Raw genomic sequence first — 19484 nt, 5'->3', positions numbered from 1 at the left:
GCTTAGCTTGCATTTTATTGCACAAACCTTAAATACTGCCTTCAGTTTCCACCACTAAAATACGTGCTTCTCCCACCGGGCTGGCGACATGCTCGGTTCCCTCATTGGCATAAAAAATATCACCTTGATTGAGCAAACTGGTGTGCACCACCCCGTCCTTCATGTATTGCATTTCAACCATACCATCAAGTACGGCAAACACTTCCTCACCTTCATTAACGTGCCAGCGATAGGGTTCGTTTGCCCAATGCAGCTTAGTGGTTATCCCGTTCATGTTAGCTATTTTCATTGATCCCCAAGGAAGTGATGCGGTAAATTTTTTACTTCTGATAATTTCCATATTTCCTCTATATCAAGTATTTCATTAGCTTCTTTATTATGGCCTAGATAAGGTAAATTTCTGTGCGGGATCGATTTTAAAATAATCCCCGGCTCCACCGCCTCGTAATACGGGCTTTGCTAATGCTGTGTTATAAACGCCATCAACAATGAATGCTGTATCAATATGTACACCGACTACTTCACCCATTACCATCCATGTATCGACCAACTTCCCATCGGCACCAGTCAACTGAATGATTTGACTTTTTCGGCACTCCAAAACAGATGGGCTCGCCGCGACGTGAGGTACATCAATCACATGTGATTTACCTAATGCCAAGCCAGCGAAGTCAAATTCACTCTCATGGCTTGGCAGGGTTGCGCTGGTCTGATTCATCGCTTGAGCAAGCGATTCCGTCACTAGGTTCCAGCAGAACTCGCCACTTTGTTCGATATTTTTAACGGTGTCTTTATAACCGATACTGGCAAAACCGATGATAGGTGGATGATAGTTGAACGCATTAAAAAAGCTGTAAGGAGCGAGGTTTAATTCCCCCGAAGATGCTTTAGTAGAAATCCACCCAATAGGACGCGGCGCGACAATCGCATTAAACGGATCATGTTTTAATGCGTGCCCTTGATGAGGCTGATAAAAATGACGATGGGTTGACATGCAGTTTTCCTAACGAGGCACAATAAAAAAGCAGGTTATAGCTAGAGTGCTACCTAAAGCCGTATCTCCTTATTTTATATACTATTTTTAGAAAAGGTAGTGTCTTAGTGGCCAAAAATGGACCAACCAGTTTCTTGTACTAGCATTTCCAACGCTTCAGTACCTAATTTACTGTTACCAATCTTGTCTAACCCAGGGGACCACACTGCGATAGACGCTTTGCCAGGGGCAATGGCCAAAATACCACCGCCTACTCCACTTTTACCCGGTAAGCCTACTCGATAAGCAAACTCCCCTGAACCATCGTAATGACCACACATCAACATTAATGAATTAATGCGCCTGGCACGATGCTCAGGTACAACACGCATACCCGTGCAGTGATTAGTGCCGTTTGACACTAAAAACATGCCAGCTCTGGCCAATTGTTCTGTGGTCATGGATATCGAACAGTGATGAAAATAGGTGCCCAGTACCTTGTCTACTGGGTTTTCTAAGCGCTCAAAAGACGCCATAAAATGCGCTAGAGAGGCATTTCTGCTGCCCGTCATCATTTCTGATTGAGCGACCTTCTCATCAATTGAGATACTGTCATCATTTGCCACAAAACGCACAAAATGCAGGATTTCAGCTAAGGTTTCTTTAGGTTCATTGTGGCCCATAATAGCATCAGCGACCGCAATGGCCCCGGCGTTAATAAATGGGTTTCGCGGGATCCCGCCTTCATGCTCAAGCTGAACAATGGAGTTGAATGGGTCACCAGAGGGCTCTCTTCCTACTTGTGCCCATAAAGCATCGCCGAGTTTGCCTAATGCCATCGTTAGGGTAAACACTTTGGAAATACTTTGAATAGAAAACAAAGTCTGTGCACAACCAGCACTAAACACCTCACCTTCTTGAGTGACCACTGTCAGCGCGAATTGGTTGGGATCAACACAGGCTAGTTGCGGTATATAATTAGCGACTTTGCCGCGATCCGTGCGACTACGCATCTCTTGGTAAATGCTATCCACAATATTTTGCATTTATAGCCCTTCTTATTTTTCTCTTTATTCTGCTTTTTTATTGCGATTTTATCGCGCCATTGCAGGTGTTTGACATACCTGTAAGCAGTAGTGTTAAAACGCGCTTACGCCTTCTTTATGTGTCGCTAGGTAAAGTAATCCCATACCGATGAGCAAGGTACCTCAACAGCGGGACAAGTCACAGCATTGCATAGAGACTTTTTTATGTGTATTGACATTAATCTCATCATCAGTCGTTAATGTCGCCGTGCTGCTCTTATTAAGAGGCAACCATTGAAAACCCACTTCTTTGAAACCTAATCGTTGATGAAATTTGGCTGATGGCAGATTCGGTGGCATCACATTATATTCGCACACGACATGGATAACGTTTTGTTCTTGAGTCCATGAAAATAGATCTTGATATAATAGTTGTCCCAGTTGCTTACCTTGGTATTTGGCATCAAGCACAATGCGATCGATGTACATACAGCTAGGATAATACACTTTAAACCATGCATAATTGTCATTTATGTAAGGGCTCTTAGGCCCCATAGCGAGTAAAAAACCAGCAATGATATCGTCAAACATTATGACTCGGTGGTAGGCTGATATGGCATGCAAACGCGCTACGTCTTCAATGCTCATGGTGCTGGTATGTGCCACTTCAGCAAGGTTAAGTTCGACAATTCGCTCAAAATCTTGTTCGCTGACATCTCTGATCTCAATATTGCTCATTTTTCTTTATCTCTTTTGTTCATTCGCGCTTTATCCAGCGACTTCTGCTCTGCGTTTTCACTATTTGAAAGGGAACAACCATTACTACATAGTAACGCCTCAATCAAAAACGCTGGACGCATTCTGAGGGGCATTTATTAATGCGGATTGGTATAAACTCCTAGGGTCAGATCTTTAGTTATGCATCACTGCAGGCATAACGAACTTCACAGTCAGGAGAATCGCCATCCAGTAAAATGTGGTTAGTGATACCATCAATCACGTCATCACTGTGATGATTGACGTAAATAACCGATGTACTAGTAGACTTAGCGATAGTTTCAATGACCGCGAGAATACGTTGACGATTGATTTCGTCAAGACCATTACACGGCTCATCTAAAATCAACAAAGGTGGGTGTTTGACCATAGCCCTTACAATGAGAGCTAACCGCTGATCGCCAAATGATAATTGCTGAAAAGGCGTGGCTTCGTGATCGGCTAAGCCAATCACGCCTAACCATTGTTGCGCTAACTGTATTTGTTTTTTCGTCGGCTGTTGATACAAACCGATACTGTCATAAAACCCAGAAAGCACCACATGCACCAAGCTGCAATTTACTCTGTATGAAAGGTGAAACGCATTGGAAAGAAACCCTATGTGCTTCTTAATGTCCCAGATACTTTCACCACTTCCACGTTTAAAGCCGAACACAAAAATATCGTTTATATAACATTGAGGATGATCGCCAGAAATAAGCTGCAAAAGACAGGTTTTACCCGAGCCATTAGGGCCACTTAATTGCCAATGTTGCCCCAATTTTATCTGCCAAGACAAATCTTCGATTATAGCTCCTTGTGGATAATTGATGGCGACTTTATTAAGGGAGACTACTGTATCTCCTGGCACGAAATAGTTACGCGTAACATTGGAATCAGCTTCAGGAAGCACAAAATTAGACTGCTGAAGGGACAATAAGCGCGATAAATCCCCAACGGCTGATGTATCTTTCGCTGAGATAGTCGCCTGTAATTCCCCCCGGGAAACCAGTGCGTAATGAGAGACAAATTGAGGAATTTCCGACCAACGATTGAGGACAAAAACTAGGGTAATATCCACTGAAAGCTCATCTAATAACTGACGTAATCTGAGCTGCATATCAGCGTCTAAACCATCAAAAGGTTCATCCAAAATAAGCAAATCTGGTTTGGCCAATAGTGCTTTAATAAGCAATAGTTTTCGCGTTTCTCCAGTCGACAACGCCACGAAATCTCTTGATAAAAGGCCGCTAAACTTAAACAGTTCAATCAGCCTAAGACACAATGGTGACTGCAAGCTGGTACACCCACTTCCATCAGCGGCACACAGTAGTTCATGCACCTTGGTGGGAACCGCTATGACATCTAAAATATCAGCAGAGTCTTTTTCTCGTTCTTTTTCAATCAACGCTTGTTGGCTTTCATAGGACACGAGCTCGATACGTTTGAAATCTGAAGTTAGCGCTCCGTCTTGCAGCTCCCCATAGCCTGCAAGAAGTGCGGCTAAGGCGGACTTTCCCGCACCGTTATGGCCTACGAGCACCCAATGTTGACCTTTTTCAATGGACCAATTGATTTCATGCAACCCAAACGTTGATGAAAACTCGGCGCTAACGTTTAATAAACTGATACTCATGTACGTCCTTTCTCTTATCCCATTGTCATTCAATGTATCTTTGCAAAAATTGGCGAACAGATGCGCTTTTGCTTAAGAAAGTTTTTTCAACACGTCTAGTACGGTTGATAGCTGCTTAGGGCTGATATCTTTAACGGCTTCATCAAACGTATTTTTACAACTGAGAAATGCGTACTTGTATATGTCACGCCCTGTGAAAGTCAGTTTAACTAAACTGACCCGTGCATCTCGATTGTTTTTTTCTTTTTCAACGAGATGGATCTTCTCCATCGGTATCAATAGGCGTGTCACCCCAGACGCGGTGAGGTTGACAGCATCAGCAAGCTCGGTGCGACTCATCACTTGATTCTGAGCATAATGTAAATGATGCAGCACCATAAATTCACTCAAACTAATGCCGTGTACACCAAGCGCACGGTCTGCTTTTTTACTTAATTTCCCAACCGTTCCCGACAATGAGAATAGTAACGCTAAAGAGGAAGGAAGTTGTTCCATGCCGTTTTCTCCAATTGAAAAAGTACTCGTTGAGTACCCCTAGACGAATACTTTATAACAAAGAACAATGGATGACAAATCTTTGACTAATCAAGTATACATGCAGCATTAATCAATTAATTAAACAGGAAGCCTCAAAAAAATAAATTAAGGGTATATTCTTAAACCCACTACTAGCATGACTTTAAATGGTAGTCAGCGCTTGCTATCTATCTACTGTTCGAGAATATATTATGTTTGGAAGGTGCTTGATTGAATTTTGGCTGATAAAACAGTAACTACTTTATATTAAGTTGTAGGCAAACAGCCGGAGGGAAGAACCTTTAAAGCGCGGTAGATTTTGCCATACCATATCAAACTTGGTTGCTGAGACTAGCAACCAGGTTTTAGTTTGGAATTGAGTTAACTGTTAGTTAGATATTTAAACTTTAAAAAATTGTATTTATTGAATGTGTATTGCATTTGGATCTTAGCGATTAAATATCCATGGTAACCGTCCAAGAACCCTAACTGAATTACATAATGACGTATGAAAGCAAAAAGAGAGTGAGAGATAATAGAAAGTACACTTACCTTTTTGCCCTGCTCATACTTGCCTTTAGCCCATGCCTTAGCGTATCTATTCCGTTTATCTATATACTCCTCTAGCGAGTCAAAAGTGTAATGGTAAAGTTTACCGTCAATGTTCACTTTCTCTGCGGATTTGCAAGATACCGTTTCATGTACAATTTTATCATTAAAAGTATAATACTTTTTGTTAAATAAGCGTACGATGCGGCTTGGATACCACCCGCTGTGATAGATAAATTTCCCACAAAAATGGGTCAAACGATTGATGCGATAAACTTTTTCATTGTCTAGTGAATCTAAGTGCGATAACAACTCAGCTTTTAATTCTTCGCTCACCACCTCATCTGAGTCAAGGGACAAAATCCAATCATTAGTGGCTTTGCTCACTGCTAATTTTTTTTGGTACCCAAATCCTTGCCAATCAGTATTAACAAATATCTTATCGGTGTACTCTGACACAATGTCGATTGTTTTATCTGTACTACCAGAATCAACGATTACAATTTCATCTGCCCATGTTACTGACTCTAAACAGCGCTTTATAATTCGCTCTTCGTTTTTACAAATAATAACCACAGATAATTTATTTTTCATTTATACATATACTTGATTAGATAGGGATAACACGAAAATCGATTGTATAACAGTCGCTTAACTGTTGTATAGAATGGAATTTGAAATTTATAGTGAAGTAAGCAGACCCATTTATCTGGGTCTGCAATTTTATTAATTAGCGCTTAAGCACGCGTGTGAGTGCACTCACGCAGTAATCAACGTTTTTCTTGTTGCTACCATATCCCATCAGGCCGATACGCCATACTTTTCCAGCCAACTCCCCTAGCCCGGCACCAATCTCTAAGCCAAATTCATTTAGCAATTGGCCGCGGACTTGTGCATCGTCCACGCCGCTTGGAATGCTCACCATGTTGAGCTGCGGTAAACGATAGGCTTCATCAACAACAAACTCCAGGCCAATGCCTTCAAGGCCTGTCTTTAATGCTTGATGCATGTCTGCGTGGCGTTTCCACGCCTTCTCAAGCCCTTCGTTATGTAAAATGCGTAACGATTCATGCAAGGCATATAAACTATTTACTGGTGCTGTGTGATGATACGCGCGTTTGCCGCCCTTGCCCCAGTACCCCATCACCAAATCCATATCCAAAAACCAACTTTGCACGGGGGTCTTGCGATTTTTGATCACTTCTACGGCAGTCGGGCTGAATGAAACAGGTGATAGGCCAGGTACACATGACAGACACTTTTGAGTTCCTGAATAAATAGCATCAATATTCCAACCATCAACGTCCAGCTCAATGCCGCCCAATGAGGTCACTGCATCGACTATGGTTAAGCAATCGTATCGCTTGGCAAGCTCACAAATTGCCTTGGCATCGTTACGCACACCGGTGGAGGTTTCTGCGTGAACGAATGCCACAGCTTTTGCATCAGGATTTGCCTTAAGGGCATCTTCGACCTTGTGTAAATCGGTTTGCTTACCCCATGTATCCTGAACCATTACAGCTGTCGCGCCGCAGCGCAGAACATTTTGCTGCATACGGCCACCGAACACGCCATTTTGGCACACAATGACTTTATCTCCTGGCTCAAGCAAGTTTACAAAGACGGACTCCATACCTGCTGATCCGGGCGCAGACACGGGCATTGTCAATTGATTGTCGGTTTTGAATGCAAATTGCAGTAATGATTTAACTTCGTCCATCAACTGAATAAACGCTGGGTCTAGGTGCCCAAGTGTCGGACGAGAAAGTGCGTTTAAAATACGAGGATCGACATCTGATGGCCCTGGGCCCATTAATGTCCTAACAGGTGGAATAAAAGTATTGAATTGCGCTGTCATGATTATCCTTAGCCTTATATAAGTTGGTATAAGGCCATGTTACCTATAAATAAGTTCGCAACAAGAGGTGGATAATCGACATAAACAGCATGAATAGATTATCAGGTAGAGTTTCGTTCAGTGAATATACTTTCGAAAAAACATGAAAATCACTTTAGCGCTGAAGGTGTGTCAATCCACACTGGTAGTGAATTAGCGCTTCATTGAGAGATTTATTTGCTCGTACATAAGTTAAATGGCAATAAAATAGTAAATTCCAGTAACTCTTCTACACTCTATAAGTACATTGGATATAGTTAGCGCAAGGCTCTATATGAGCCATACCCTCTGCTCGGATCTGTCCTTACGATCCGAGCATTTTTTTGTCTGCTACTCCTGCTCTTGTACTTTTAGGTCTGCCAAAAAACGCTTAGCATTCTCAACATAATGTTGACCAGACGCTTCAAGCATCTTTTTCTGAGGATCAGGAATACTCTTTACGACTTTGGCTGGCGAGCCCATCACTAATGAACCATCGGGTATCACCATATTCTCTGTGACTAGACTATTGGCACCAATCACACAGTGCTTGCCAATTTTAGCGCCGTTTAAAATCACGCTATTGATACCTACGAGCGTGTAGTCACCTACTTCGCAACCATGCAACATAACTTTGTGACCAATGGTAACGCCCTTACCAACGGTCAGAGGCACACCAAAATCGGTATGCAGCACACTGCCGTCTTGCACATTACTGCCCTCACCAATCGAAATAACGTCACAATCGCCACGAAGAACAGCATTAAACCAAACACTGGCATTGTCTGCTAAAACCACTTTACCCATAACATGACTACCGGGCGCGATAAAAACATCTTTACCAACGCTAACGGTGTCCTTTCCTAGTGAATACAACATGACTCCTCCTTAGATTAAATTTTGCGCATTAAGCCTTCTTGCATACTTGACGCAACTAGCTTACCTTGACGATTAAAGAATTGACCACGCACTAAACCACGTGCACCGCCGCTAAACGGGCTTTCAGCGCAATATAAAACCCAATCATCAAAATCGAATGGATGGTGAAACCACACCGCATGGTCGATTGTCGCCATAATTAGATTTTTATCTCGAACGGACACACCGTGGGGCTGAATGGCAGTAGACAGAAAATGATAATCTGACGCATATGACAGCATCGCTTGGTTCAAATGAACATTACCAAGCAACGCCTCCTCCGCTTTCATCCAAATATAGCGTTTTGGCTCATGCACACCTGGATTCACCGGATCAATTTGCTGAACAGAGCGCATATCTAAGGGTTTATGATAGGCAATGGCTTCGCGCATGCGTGTTGATAACTTTCCCAATTCCTTATCATCGAATGTGGTGTCTCTGGGCAAATCTTCTGGCATGGGTACATCTGGCATTTGGGCAAACTGGTGCTCTAATCCTTGCTCCGGTTGCTGAAAAGACGCTGTCATATAAAAAATACTGCGACCATTTTGAATAGCTTTTACCCGACGAGTCGAAAAACTGCGCCCGTCACGTACGGTTTGCACATCAAACACCACTGGTTTTTTAGCATCCCCTGGTAACAAAAAATAGGCATGAAATGAATGCGCAACTCGCCCCTCTGGCAAGGTTAATTGCGCCGCTGCTATAGCTTGTCCCATCACTTGGCCGCCAAATAAAGCGCGAAAGCCAAGATCCCAGCTTTGTCCGCGAAATAACCCGTCTTCTATTTTTTCTAGGGTGAGTAAATCTACTAATTTAATATCGCTCATAATCTCTCAAAGGTATGCATAATGTGTGTTGTGTTAACAAACTCACGAGCCTGCTGCTCGGTCAATGTAAGGGTTTCGTGGATAAAATTTATCAGGTAAATGGGCTTGATGCTCGAAAAAACGCGTATCTTTGTAGGGTAGCTTCATAAAACCTGACATGCCGATCCCTTCAATGGTCGGTACTAAGGCAATAATTTCACTCAGTAAATGAGCAAATTCAACTTCTGATGTGTGATCAAGCAAGGTGTAATAACTGTGAATTTTAAGGTGGGTCGGCAAGGCCTCGAAAATGATACAACCAGTGTGATGAATTGCGTTTAGCTGGTGAATAATACTCATTAACTCATCGGGCAAAGTTAGCAGCTCATCAGGATCAGCCCCATCTTCGAAATAGGAATGCATGCGACTTTCATCTTCTTGCACTGATATGTTGTTAAGCTCATAAGCTATACGCATGTTGGTCTCTGGGACAAAGGGCGTGTTCTCATCATCCCGTTCAATATGTAAGGTATCACGTGCGTTGAACATGCAACTTTTAAATACCCCTACCCGATGAATAGAGCGCGCTAATGTCACAATGTTATTCACCGTGGCATCAAAGGCGCTTTTTAGCTGTGGGTCGTAAATGTTTAAGCTGGAGTCGATATACACTCCTTGCGGAGTCCAGCGCACGGCTAAACCGCCCACTACTGGGTATTTACCTAAGCGACTGACCTCTGAAATAAAGGCTTTTTCAGTTTCACCCATCCCTTGTAAGTAATTCTTATAATAGCGTTCAAATTGTTCGTCGTTGAGATAACGCAATTCTTCAGTGCTTTGGTATGCTTCGGCGCGCAAAAATGACTTTCTTGAGCTGTATACGACCGTGTCTATCTCTCGAGATTTTTGATGACTCCAACCTGGGATCATGGCTGTCGATTGTGGAGGATCCTGCGGACTAAACACCAGATTTTTTAAATACTGAATATTGTTGAGTAAATAATCACCGCCCTGAGCGCGCTTTTGCTTATCATCACTGAGCATGGCGGTTAATATTTCAGCCAGCATTTTAGGTAATCCCAACGCGTTCGGCCTGATAACTTGTGCCCCAAAACGACTAGATTGACCAGACGCCAACGCGTATAAGGTACTTGCCAAACCTTGTTCATCAAATCGTGGGGATGATAAATTACCGCTCAGTTGTTCGGGTCCGATGAAGTATACATCCCCTAACCTAGCATTGGTCTGCTGCATATCACTGGACATAAGGTCCATCACATTATTTGCCAAATAATTGCCCTGGGCATCTAGTTGAGCAAAAACAGATGAGCCCCAATCGATTAAACCCACTTCTTCGGTCTTAGGGTCAAACACAATGTTAGACGGTTTTATGTCCCCATGTACTATCGGCTTTGGGTGTCCATTTTGGCTAAAGGTGCGCAATGTTTGCAGAATATCAGCTAACTGCACGGCAATTTTTACTACCAGCCTTGGGGATAATGGCCCGTATTCTAGTGACACTTTTTCCAGATCTTTACCTTGGGCTCGTTGCATTACCAAGATAGATTGCTTTTTGATACGCTGGAAAGTGACTAAGCTCGGAACGTGAGCGTGGGCAACATGACCCAGCATATACGCTTCTTCTTCGAGGCGATCTTGAACGTGCTGAGGTAAGTTGGCCCGGGAGAACTTAAACACATAATGCTTTGACGGATCATGCGTTGGCCTACCCGCAAAGGCAAAACCAAACGCGCCTTTACCGATAAGCTCTATGTGTTGATATCCCAATCGTGTTAGCTGTTCAGTACACAGCTTGAACCAATCTTTTAGCTTTTTCGCGTCCTTGTGGGACAACAAATAGATAGACTGTTCATCAGGGATGTAAAAGTGTTTAAGATCTGTTTGGGCAACCATAGATTCCTTGAGACTGCGAGGGCCTTAGGCCTCTTCCACCAGCCAGTTAACCACAAATGAAGCGTGTTTGTGTTGAGCCATAACAGGTGTTAGTTCGCCCAAGCAATCACGAATTTGCACGTCTAACTGCCACGGCGCATTGATGATCGCCATACCTGAGCCATACATCCCGGCAAATGTATCAGGGTTTTGAACCGCCAGCTCGACTTGCAGTACATTCTTAAAGCCTTGCTGAGTAAGATCGTCGAGCATTTTTTGACTTTTCTTATGCTTAGTCGTGGCCCGTTCAAAACCATCATTTTGGTCTTCATCGCGTTTCGATAGCAAAGGATACCAAATAGCATAAATAGCAGTCGGCCAACGTTTATAGGCCTTACTGATAGCGTCAACCACTAATTGATAATCTTCAGGTGTTTCGTATGACGGATCTGTCAGCACGAGACCGCGCTTTAGCTTTGGAGGCGTCAACGCAATCAAACCTTCGTAGCCATCTCTGTGATGAACTGAAATATGCGTGCCTTTTATTTGGCGCTTCAAATTAATCACCTCTTGATTATTCCACTCCATCAGGTGCAGCTGGTCTTGATCTCGCATTAACATACGGGCAATTTCAGGTGATCCAGGATATTGCTGATGCTTTAAATAACGACTGGTAAGCGCTTGATATGCCAAAACCGTTGGTTCAGCCCCCGAATAATCAGCTAACCGTGAAATACCTTGCTGAAACTCATTGGTCTTTAAAGATTGTTCAGAGGACAAGTCGTACAAGCCCGCGCCACTGTGGGTGTCAATATAAGTGAACCCTTTGTCTTTTTGTTTTAACTTGTCGATGATCAACATCTGGCAAATATGTTTCAACACATCTGCGTGATTACCTGCATGGTAGCCGTGGCGATAACTAAACAACTGATTGACTCCTTGATAACTCGATACTTTTTTTGGCGTGATAGTTTTGGCGTGATAGCCAATAGGGCCTAGTTTACCTTGTCATTGACGTTAAGCAAAAACAAACCCGCATGTAGCGGGCTTGGGTTTGGCCATATTCTCAGTATCTTACTTCGCTGATGTACACGCTAACGCAGTGTGCCTAGCATTTTTATTGGTTGTTCAATATACGACTTCCATAGGTTATTAAACCTGACCATAGTGGCGCCATCGATAATGCGATGATCACCTGACCAACTTACATGCATGATGTTCACAGCTCGCACCTGATCGTTTTCATCAAAGCGCGGCAAGCGCTGAATTTTCCCTAAGGCCACAATCGCGGCTTCAGGATGATTGATCACCGGGGTTGCGACGGTGCCACCCAGTACACCGATATTTGAAATACTAATAGTACCACCAGAGATATCAGCCGTTTTTAAACACCCTTCTCTTGCCTGGTCAATCAACTCAGAAGCACGCTTGGCAATATCGAATATCGACATATCTTGCACGCCTTTGATGTTAGGTACCATCAAACCGAGTTTTCCGTCCACCGCAAATCCAATATTGTGCTCGTTGAAATAAGTTAGCTGTGTACAGTCATCGTTAACTTGACTGTTGATCACAGGATAGGCTTTCAATGCCAATGATAAGGCTTTGATGAAAAACGGCATAAAACTTAATTTTACACCCTGTTCACTAAAGTCATCTTTCAATTGACTGCGAAGGGCAATTAAAGCATCCATTTGGATCTCTTCACTGACTGTGAAATGCGGAATAGTCGACACACTGTGCTTCATCTGCCTAGCCATCGCGGCCTTTATCCCGCTAATACGCTCTACTCGCGTTCCACCTTGTACTTTACTCTGGATGACGCCTACAGAATCACTTTGCGTTTGTGCGCTAACAACACTAGCCTTCGATGGCTGCTTCGTTAAATCGCATTTCAAAATACGTCCTTTTTCTCCTGACCCTTGCACGTTAGATAAATCAATGTCTTGCTCTCGGGCCACACGACGAACCGCTGGGCTAGCTAGAACTTTGTGATTTACCTTTGACATCTTAGACGAAGTATCCTGCTTCGCTTGGACGTCAGCCAATGGGGTTGACGTCTGTGTTATCTCAGTTGTTGATGTCATTGGCGTAGCGCTTGCCAATGGCGGCAGCGCTTTGTCGTCAACTCCAGCCACACGCATGGTAAAAAGTGCTGAATGAACGTTAGCGATATCACCTTGCTGGTAACACAGGCTAACAATCGTACCACTGTGCTTAGCCGGAATTTCCACCAATGCCTTGTCGGTCATGACTTCCACCACGGGCTGATCTTCAATTACGTCTTCACCTTCGCTCACCAGCCACTTGACGAGTTCGCACTCTACAATTCCCTCTCCAATATCTGGTAAAATAAAAGTTTCTAAGGGACCATCTGGAGCTGCTTCAAACGCTGTCGCCTGGCCATTTTTGTTATTTTGTTGATTAACGTTACTGGTTTTTTTACTGGGGTCATTGTCGTTAGCATAATCGGTAGCGCATTTATCTGTAGTGTCGTGTAAATCGATGGATGGGCTACTTTCGTGCCCTTCAATATCCATGGCAAACAAAGGTTTGTGGACCTGAGCTATTTCACCGGCTTGATAGTAGAGTTTCTTTACCGTGCCACTGTACATAGCGGGAATTTGCACTGTGGCTTTGTCTGTCATGACCTCAGCGACGGGCTGATCTTCTACTATGCTATCGCCTTCACAGACGAGCCATTCTAACAATTCACACTCTACGATCCCTTCACCAATATCTGGCAAAATAAAGTCTTTCATTTCATTTTTCCTCGATATGGTTGATTAAAAATTCACGCAGCGCTTAATGGCTTCGTAAGTTTTAAGATGATCCGGCATGTATTCTTTTTCATGTGCCAGCGGATATGGCGTGTCTAATCCACACACTCGGGTTATCGGTGACTCTAAATACAAGAAGCAACGCTCTTGTACGGTAGCGGATATTTCACTGGCAAACCCGCCCGTTTGCGGTGCTTCATGGTTGATAAGTAATCGCCCGGTCTTTTTCACTGACTCGCTCACCGTTTGGGCATCCCAAGGCAAAATACTGCGCAAATCGATAATTTCACACGAAATGCCATCGTTTTCGGCCATTTCAGCTGCTTTTTCGATGACCTCAACCTGAGCCCCCCAGGCCAGTAAGGTAATATGCTCACCTTTTTTAACCACCTCGGCTTTGCCTAAAGGTAGCTCATAATCGTCCTCAGGTACGTCCCCTACAGACGCGCGGTATAACCGCTTAGGCTCCATGAACAAAACAGGGTTATCGTCACGAATAGACGCCAACAGCAAGCCTTTAGCTTGATATGGATTACGCGGGATAATGATTTTCATGCCGGGTATGTGAGCAAAAAAAGCTTCTGGAGATTGTGAGTGATATAAGCCACCAGCAATACCACCGCCATATGGAGTACGAATAGTCAGGGTGCCGCAGGTGAACTGACCACCAGAGCGATAGCGAAATTTGGCAGTTTCATTCACAATTTGATCAAACGCAGGGAAGATATAATCACCGAATTGAATTTCAGCCACCGGCACAGAGCCTTGCGATGCCAGGCCATTAGCAAAGCCTATAATCCCCTGTTCAGTTAACGGTGTATTAAAACAGCGACCTTTACCAAATTGGTGCTGTAAATTACTGGTCGCTCTAAATACACCACCGAAGTGACCTACGTCCTCACCAAATACCATGACTTTTTCATCATCAGACATGGCCGTAATCAAGGCATTATTGATCGCCTGTAACATGTTCATTTTAGTCATGGCGGATCCTCCCAGCTGTTTTCGGATACGCTTCTGGGTACAAACTGATGTGTTGTTTCAATTGGCTCAATTGCTCCTTTAAATGCCAAGGGGGGGCGTCATACACATCGTTAATCAAATCATCAATGTCACAAATATCGACTTGCTCCGCTTTTTTCATTGCAGCGAGCACGTCTTGACGAGTTTGTTCAACAAATTGCTTGTGTTGCTCTTCGTCGATCCAATCTTTGCTTTTCATCCAGTTTTCGAAGCGTTGAACTGGGTCTTTCTCGCGCCATTTTTGTTCTTCTTCTTTTGAACGATAACCCGTTGGATCGTCTGACGTAGAGTGCGCCGCCAATCTGTACGTCATGGCCTCAATTAATACTGGGCAATGCTCTTTAAGGGCTATTTCCCTGGCTTTTTGTGTTGCGAGGTATACGGCAAGTACATCATTACCATCGACTCGAATCGTTTTGATGCCATAACCTAATCCGCGAGACGCAATACCATCGCCGCTGAATTGCTCATTGGCCGGTGTCGAAATCGCGTAGCCATTATTTCGGCAAAAGAAGATTACGGGGCAATTTAACACCGAAGCCATGTTCAGGCCGGCGTGAAAATCCCCTTCAGAAGCGGCGCCCTCGCCAAAATAACAAATGGTTAAGGCTTCATTTCCTGCCATTTTTTGGCCATAGGCATAACCTGCTGCTTGGGGAATTTGCGTACCTAATGGTGATGATATGGTCATAAAGTTAAGGGCTTTATCACCGTAGTGAATCGGCATCTGGCGACCTTTGTTAGGGTCAAGTTTATTACTAAACATCTGATTCATGAATTGTTCAGTACGATAACCTCGATAGGCTAATGCGCCTTGCTCACGATATTGCGACATTATCATATCGCTATCACTCAGGGCTGCTGCACTCCCTATGGTAGATGCTTCTTCGCCGCTGCACGCTAGATAAAAACTGATACGACCTTGGCGCTGAGCCCCGACCATTCGCTCATCCAGAACGCGTATATAGTGCATAGTTCTGAAAATCTTTAACGCTGCCTCTTTATGAATTTCAGGCATGTCTGCGTCACTGTGCACACTGCCATCTGGCCGCAATATTTGCAGCATAGGGATATCAACCGTGCCTTTATCAATAACATTAACCTTGTGACTGATCCCCACATCCGAGAGATGATTTCTTTCGTCCACCATAAACCCTCTTATATAACCAACACCGCCAAAATTGATGATGTTTATAAATTGTTATTTGAGTGTTAATGCTAGTGCAATTGCTAGGATGATTCGTTTCCAAATTCCAAGGGAAATTAACAAAAGAAGGAATAAGCATTCTAATTAATACGCCGAAACATGATGTTTATCCGCTTATTTAAATAGCAACGCTACTATGACCGTCAAAGTTGATTGGCGGTTAAGAAATAAGACGTCGAGATGAATAAAGGCTCCAATACACAATTTGCCGCTCAGGGAAAATTACGTATTGGAATTGGTTCAAGGAAATAGAAGGCACACAAAAACGTGTAAGACGTAGATAAACATCCTATGCAAAGATCGATGCCTCTTTCTACCCTTACTACATAGATAGAGGCGACGCATTCTGCTAAAACTGGATTAGTTACCTTTTGCAGCTCTTATTGCATTTGCCTGTAAGCCATTTAGGCATAAAGGCGTTTGCGTTTAACTTCAATGCAGTCGATATAGCCGTGCCACGTGGCGTAGCCAATCAAGGGCATAAGAATGATAAAACCAAAGAACTGTGTGGCGAAACCAATCAAAACGCTTACAAAAATAATACTGGCCCAAAATAACATGGGAATTTTATTGCTCCACACTGCGTTCATACTTGTTAGTACCGCAGTGGCCAAATCGACTTTGCGCTCCATTAAAATAGGCTGAGTAAAAGCGCTTAAAAAGAACACCAGCAAAGTAAAGCCCGCTCCGATCACTCCTCCTAATGCAAGAAATGGAAATAGATTCGCGTAGTTTTCATCCAAATAAGGCGGGTAAAGTGCATGGATCAACGATGCAACACGTAACCAGAAGATCATTAACACCATTAATAAAATGCCCAATCCCCATTCGTTCACGGCGTTGCGTTTAACTGCTTTAATACTGTGCCACAACGAAGGCTTATGCCCCTTCTCAAGCTCCCAGGAAATGTCATAAAGACCGGCGGCCAGAAAGGGACCAATCAACATAAAACACACGATTGCCGGCATAATCACTAAATGCCAACCCGTTAGTTTGACTAAATATGTGATAAACCATGGAATTGCGGCAAAGAAAACACCAAAAATTAACGTTAATATGGGTGCTCGCATGGCATCTTGAAATGCGAGCTTAAGCCACGTGATGGGATCAGATATCGACAATTGGCGGCATGGTATAACGCGGGCAATACGACTATCTGTAATCGCATTTTGCGGGGCGTCTTTAAAAGACTGTGACATAGTGAGGTACTCCAAACAAAATAAAGAAATTTATCGTCTGTTTTGTTTTACAGCTCTTTTAGACTAATCCTATATACGGGACTTGTCAGGTAAAAAGATCTAACTCATAACATTTGTCGATTAATTGCAACATATTGATTGTATATTGGTTGTGTTGTATCGCCTGTTACAGGTTTAGTCGCAAAATTAACCTCCTCTTCCATTAGCTTTAAAATTTCATGTATCTCCTATGACGAAATAAACGCACAGAACATACATTTATGCTTAACATCCCCTAGTGCGCTGTATTACTCTTGGAGCCACCTACCGTTAGCTAACGTAATTCATGCGCACTTTCAATAAATCTAAAAAGCTCGATAATGTTTGTTATGACATTCGTGGTCCCATTCTAGAGCAAGCACAAAAAATGGAAGACGAAGGTCACCGTATTTTGAAGTTAAATATTGGCAATCCGGCACCTTTTGGCTTTGAAGCTCCCGATGACATTTTAAAAGATGTTATCCATCATTTACCTAAATCCCAAGGTTACTCTGATTCAAAGGGGATTTACCCTGCTAGGGTTGCGGTGATGCAGTACTACCAGCAACAACGCATTAAAAACATCTCAGTTAATGATATCTACATTGGTAACGGTGTGAGCGAGCTTATTGTCATGGCGATGCAGGCGTTATTAGATAATGGCGACGAAGTACTTCTCCCTAGTCCTGACTATCCGTTGTGGACGGCTTCGGTCAGCCTGTCATCAGGTAAGCCTGTGCACTATCGCTGTGACGAAAATGCTGATTGGCAGCCTGATATAGAAGATATAAAGAGTAAGATCACCGAGAACACCAAAGCAATTGTGTTGATCAACCCCAATAACCCGACAGGGGCGGTTTACAGTAAAGCATTGCTTTTACAGGTGATCGAAGTGGCGCGTGAGCACGGCTTAATGGTCTTCAGTGATGAAATTTACGACAAAATTTTGTACGACCAAGCTAAGCACCAGTGTATAGCTGCGCTGGCAGACGATATTTTCTTTATCACCTTAGGTGGCCTGTCCAAAAACTACAGAGTAGCCGGTTTTCGCGCTGGTTGGTTAGTAGTAAGCGGGCATAAAGCGTTAGCCAGCAATTATATTGATGGCTTAAATATGTTGTCTTCAATGCGCATGTGCGCCAATGTTCCAAGTCAACATGCGATACAAACGGCACTGGGTGGGTATCAAAGCATTAATGATTTAATTGTTGATGGCGGGCGCTTAAAGCAGCAGCGAGACCTTGCTACTTCGATGCTAAACCAAGTAGACGGCCTCGAATGCGTGGCACCTATGGGGGCTATGTACTGCTTTGTTAAGGTGGATGCTCAGAAGTTTAATATCACCAGTGATGAACAAATGATCATGGACTTATTGCGCAGCGAAAAAGTACTGCTTGTGCATGGCAACGCCTTTAATTTAATCCATGGCTGTTATTTCCGTTTAGTCTTCTTACCCCACGTTGATGTGCTGCGCCCTGCCATCGAGCGTATCGCCAATTTCTTTAAACACTATCGTCAGGCAGACCCTTTATTATGAGTACCCCACAAAAAAGCCATTTTTTCGCCCATTTAGCCCGCATGAAACTCATTAACCGCTGGCCGTTGATGCGTAACGTGCGTACTGAAAATGTGCAAGAGCACAGCTTACAAGTGGCCATGGTGGCGCATTCGTTAGCGTTAATCCGCAACAAGTATTTTAATGGCAGTGTTAACCCATACAAAATTGCCACTCAAGCAATGTTTCACGATGTATCGGAGGTTCTTACGGGCGACTTACCTACCCCGGTAAAGTATTACAATCCGGCCATTCAAACTGAATACAAGAAGATTGAAAAAATTGCTGAGCAAAAATTGATTGATATGGCACCTGCAGACTTTAAAGAAGATTATGCAGCGCTTATTCAGCATGAGGGTCAAGACGAAAGCGAAGCATTCATCATTAAAGCCGCCGATGTAATCTGTGCGTATCTAAAAACACTAGAAGAACTTTCAGCCGGTAACCAAGAATTTGTATTGGCTAAAAAACGCTTAGACAAAATTCTAAAAGATTACCACTCAGAAGAGGTGGACTATTTTATGCGAGCTTATGTGCCAAGCTTTAGTTTGAGTTTGGATGAAATCACCCAAAAAGAGCATGAGTTGTAAACCAAGAATGGCCATATAAGCGACGCGTTAGCTAAACGTCGCTCAATAAGTGAATCAAACCTGAAAAAACAAATAACAGAGGCCGAAAACCAATTAACTGAATACCCTAACAAACATTGGCGATTAATATGTTTGGTCACTTTAAAAAATGGACAGTATGT

Annotated in this window: 18 protein-coding genes; 2 read left to right on the top strand and 16 right to left on the bottom strand. The window is 43.3% G+C overall.

Annotated elements, in window-relative coordinates; all coding sequences use genetic code 11:
- Positions 1-28 precede the first annotated feature (28 nt).
- The 16 genes from AC0VYA_RS10310 to AC0VYA_RS10235 all read right to left on the bottom strand — a co-directional run bounded on the left by AC0VYA_RS10310 (position 29) and on the right by AC0VYA_RS10235 (position 17160).
- Positions 29-340, bottom strand: a complete 312-nt coding sequence (locus tag AC0VYA_RS10310; RefSeq protein WP_006993949.1) for a cupin domain-containing protein — start codon at positions 338-340, stop codon at positions 29-31.
- A gap of 36 nt (positions 341-376) precedes the next feature.
- Positions 377-994, bottom strand: a complete 618-nt coding sequence (locus AC0VYA_RS10305) for a flavin reductase family protein (protein WP_475490945.1) — start codon at positions 992-994, stop codon at positions 377-379.
- Positions 995-1098: 104 nt separating this feature from the next.
- Positions 1099-2019, bottom strand: coding sequence for a glutaminase (locus AC0VYA_RS10300; RefSeq protein ID WP_011574857.1), 921 nt, complete (start codon positions 2017-2019; stop codon positions 1099-1101).
- 162 nt (positions 2020-2181) lie between these two features.
- On the bottom strand, positions 2182-2736 hold the full coding sequence (locus AC0VYA_RS10295; RefSeq protein WP_475490944.1) for a GNAT family N-acetyltransferase: 555 nt from the start codon (positions 2734-2736) through the stop codon (positions 2182-2184).
- Between the two features lie 178 nt (positions 2737-2914).
- Positions 2915-4390 carry a molybdate ABC transporter ATP-binding protein ModF gene (gene modF / locus AC0VYA_RS10290; RefSeq protein WP_475490943.1) on the bottom strand — a complete coding sequence of 492 codons (1476 nt, stop codon included), beginning with the start codon at positions 4388-4390 and terminating at the stop codon, positions 2915-2917.
- 72 nt (positions 4391-4462) lie between these two features.
- Complete coding sequence (locus AC0VYA_RS10285) at positions 4463-4885, bottom strand: MarR family transcriptional regulator (RefSeq protein ID WP_473480422.1); 423 nt, start codon at positions 4883-4885, stop codon at positions 4463-4465.
- 402 nt (positions 4886-5287) lie between these two features.
- Complete coding sequence (locus AC0VYA_RS10280) at positions 5288-6049, bottom strand: glycosyltransferase family 2 protein (protein WP_475490942.1); 762 nt, start codon at positions 6047-6049, stop codon at positions 5288-5290.
- A gap of 136 nt (positions 6050-6185) precedes the next feature.
- Complete coding sequence (locus AC0VYA_RS10275; protein WP_475490941.1) at positions 6186-7313, bottom strand: pyridoxal-phosphate-dependent aminotransferase family protein; 1128 nt, start codon at positions 7311-7313, stop codon at positions 6186-6188.
- Positions 7314-7682: 369 nt separating this feature from the next.
- Positions 7683-8210 (bottom strand): gamma carbonic anhydrase family protein, encoded by a 528-nt coding sequence (locus AC0VYA_RS10270; RefSeq protein WP_473480416.1) that lies wholly within the window; start codon positions 8208-8210, stop codon positions 7683-7685.
- A gap of 14 nt (positions 8211-8224) precedes the next feature.
- Positions 8225-9079, bottom strand: a complete 855-nt coding sequence (locus AC0VYA_RS10265) for an acyl-CoA thioesterase domain-containing protein (RefSeq protein ID WP_011574850.1) — start codon at positions 9077-9079, stop codon at positions 8225-8227.
- A 42-nt stretch (positions 9080-9121) separates the two neighbouring features.
- On the bottom strand, positions 9122-10972 hold the full coding sequence (locus tag AC0VYA_RS10260) for a serine/threonine protein kinase (RefSeq protein ID WP_475490940.1): 1851 nt from the start codon (positions 10970-10972) through the stop codon (positions 9122-9124).
- Between the two features lie 24 nt (positions 10973-10996).
- Positions 10997-11878: a 23S rRNA (adenine(2030)-N(6))-methyltransferase RlmJ gene (locus AC0VYA_RS10255; protein WP_475490939.1), complete on the bottom strand. Its 882-nt coding sequence runs from the start codon at positions 11876-11878 to the stop codon at positions 10997-10999.
- Positions 11879-12045: 167 nt separating this feature from the next.
- Positions 12046-13713: a dihydrolipoyllysine-residue acetyltransferase gene (locus AC0VYA_RS10250; RefSeq protein ID WP_475490938.1), complete on the bottom strand. Its 1668-nt coding sequence runs from the start codon at positions 13711-13713 to the stop codon at positions 12046-12048.
- A gap of 24 nt (positions 13714-13737) precedes the next feature.
- Entirely contained in the window at positions 13738-14715 is a 978-nt protein-coding gene (locus tag AC0VYA_RS10245; RefSeq protein ID WP_475490937.1) for an alpha-ketoacid dehydrogenase subunit beta, read from the bottom strand.
- Positions 14708-15904: a thiamine pyrophosphate-dependent dehydrogenase E1 component subunit alpha gene (locus AC0VYA_RS10240; RefSeq protein ID WP_475490936.1), complete on the bottom strand. Its 1197-nt coding sequence runs from the start codon at positions 15902-15904 to the stop codon at positions 14708-14710. Before AC0VYA_RS10240 ends, AC0VYA_RS10245 begins: the two co-directional genes overlap by 8 nt.
- Before the next feature lie 461 nt (positions 15905-16365).
- Positions 16366-17160: a DUF2189 domain-containing protein gene (locus AC0VYA_RS10235; protein WP_011574844.1), complete on the bottom strand. Its 795-nt coding sequence runs from the start codon at positions 17158-17160 to the stop codon at positions 16366-16368.
- Positions 17161-17485: 325 nt separating this feature from the next.
- Between AC0VYA_RS10235 and AC0VYA_RS10230 the strand changes: the two genes are divergently transcribed.
- Entirely contained in the window at positions 17486-18715 is a 1230-nt protein-coding gene (locus tag AC0VYA_RS10230; RefSeq protein WP_475490935.1) for a pyridoxal phosphate-dependent aminotransferase, read from the top strand.
- Complete coding sequence (gene yfbR / locus AC0VYA_RS10225) at positions 18712-19323, top strand: 5'-deoxynucleotidase (RefSeq protein ID WP_475490934.1); 612 nt, start codon at positions 18712-18714, stop codon at positions 19321-19323. The genes AC0VYA_RS10230 and yfbR overlap by 4 nt, the downstream gene beginning before the upstream one ends.
- Positions 19324-19484: the final 161 nt, after the last annotated feature.

The sequence above is a fragment of the Paraglaciecola sp. QJM3NY_14 genome (genome assembly GCF_056173245.1).
This window is presented reverse-complemented; position numbering and strand designations above follow the sequence as displayed.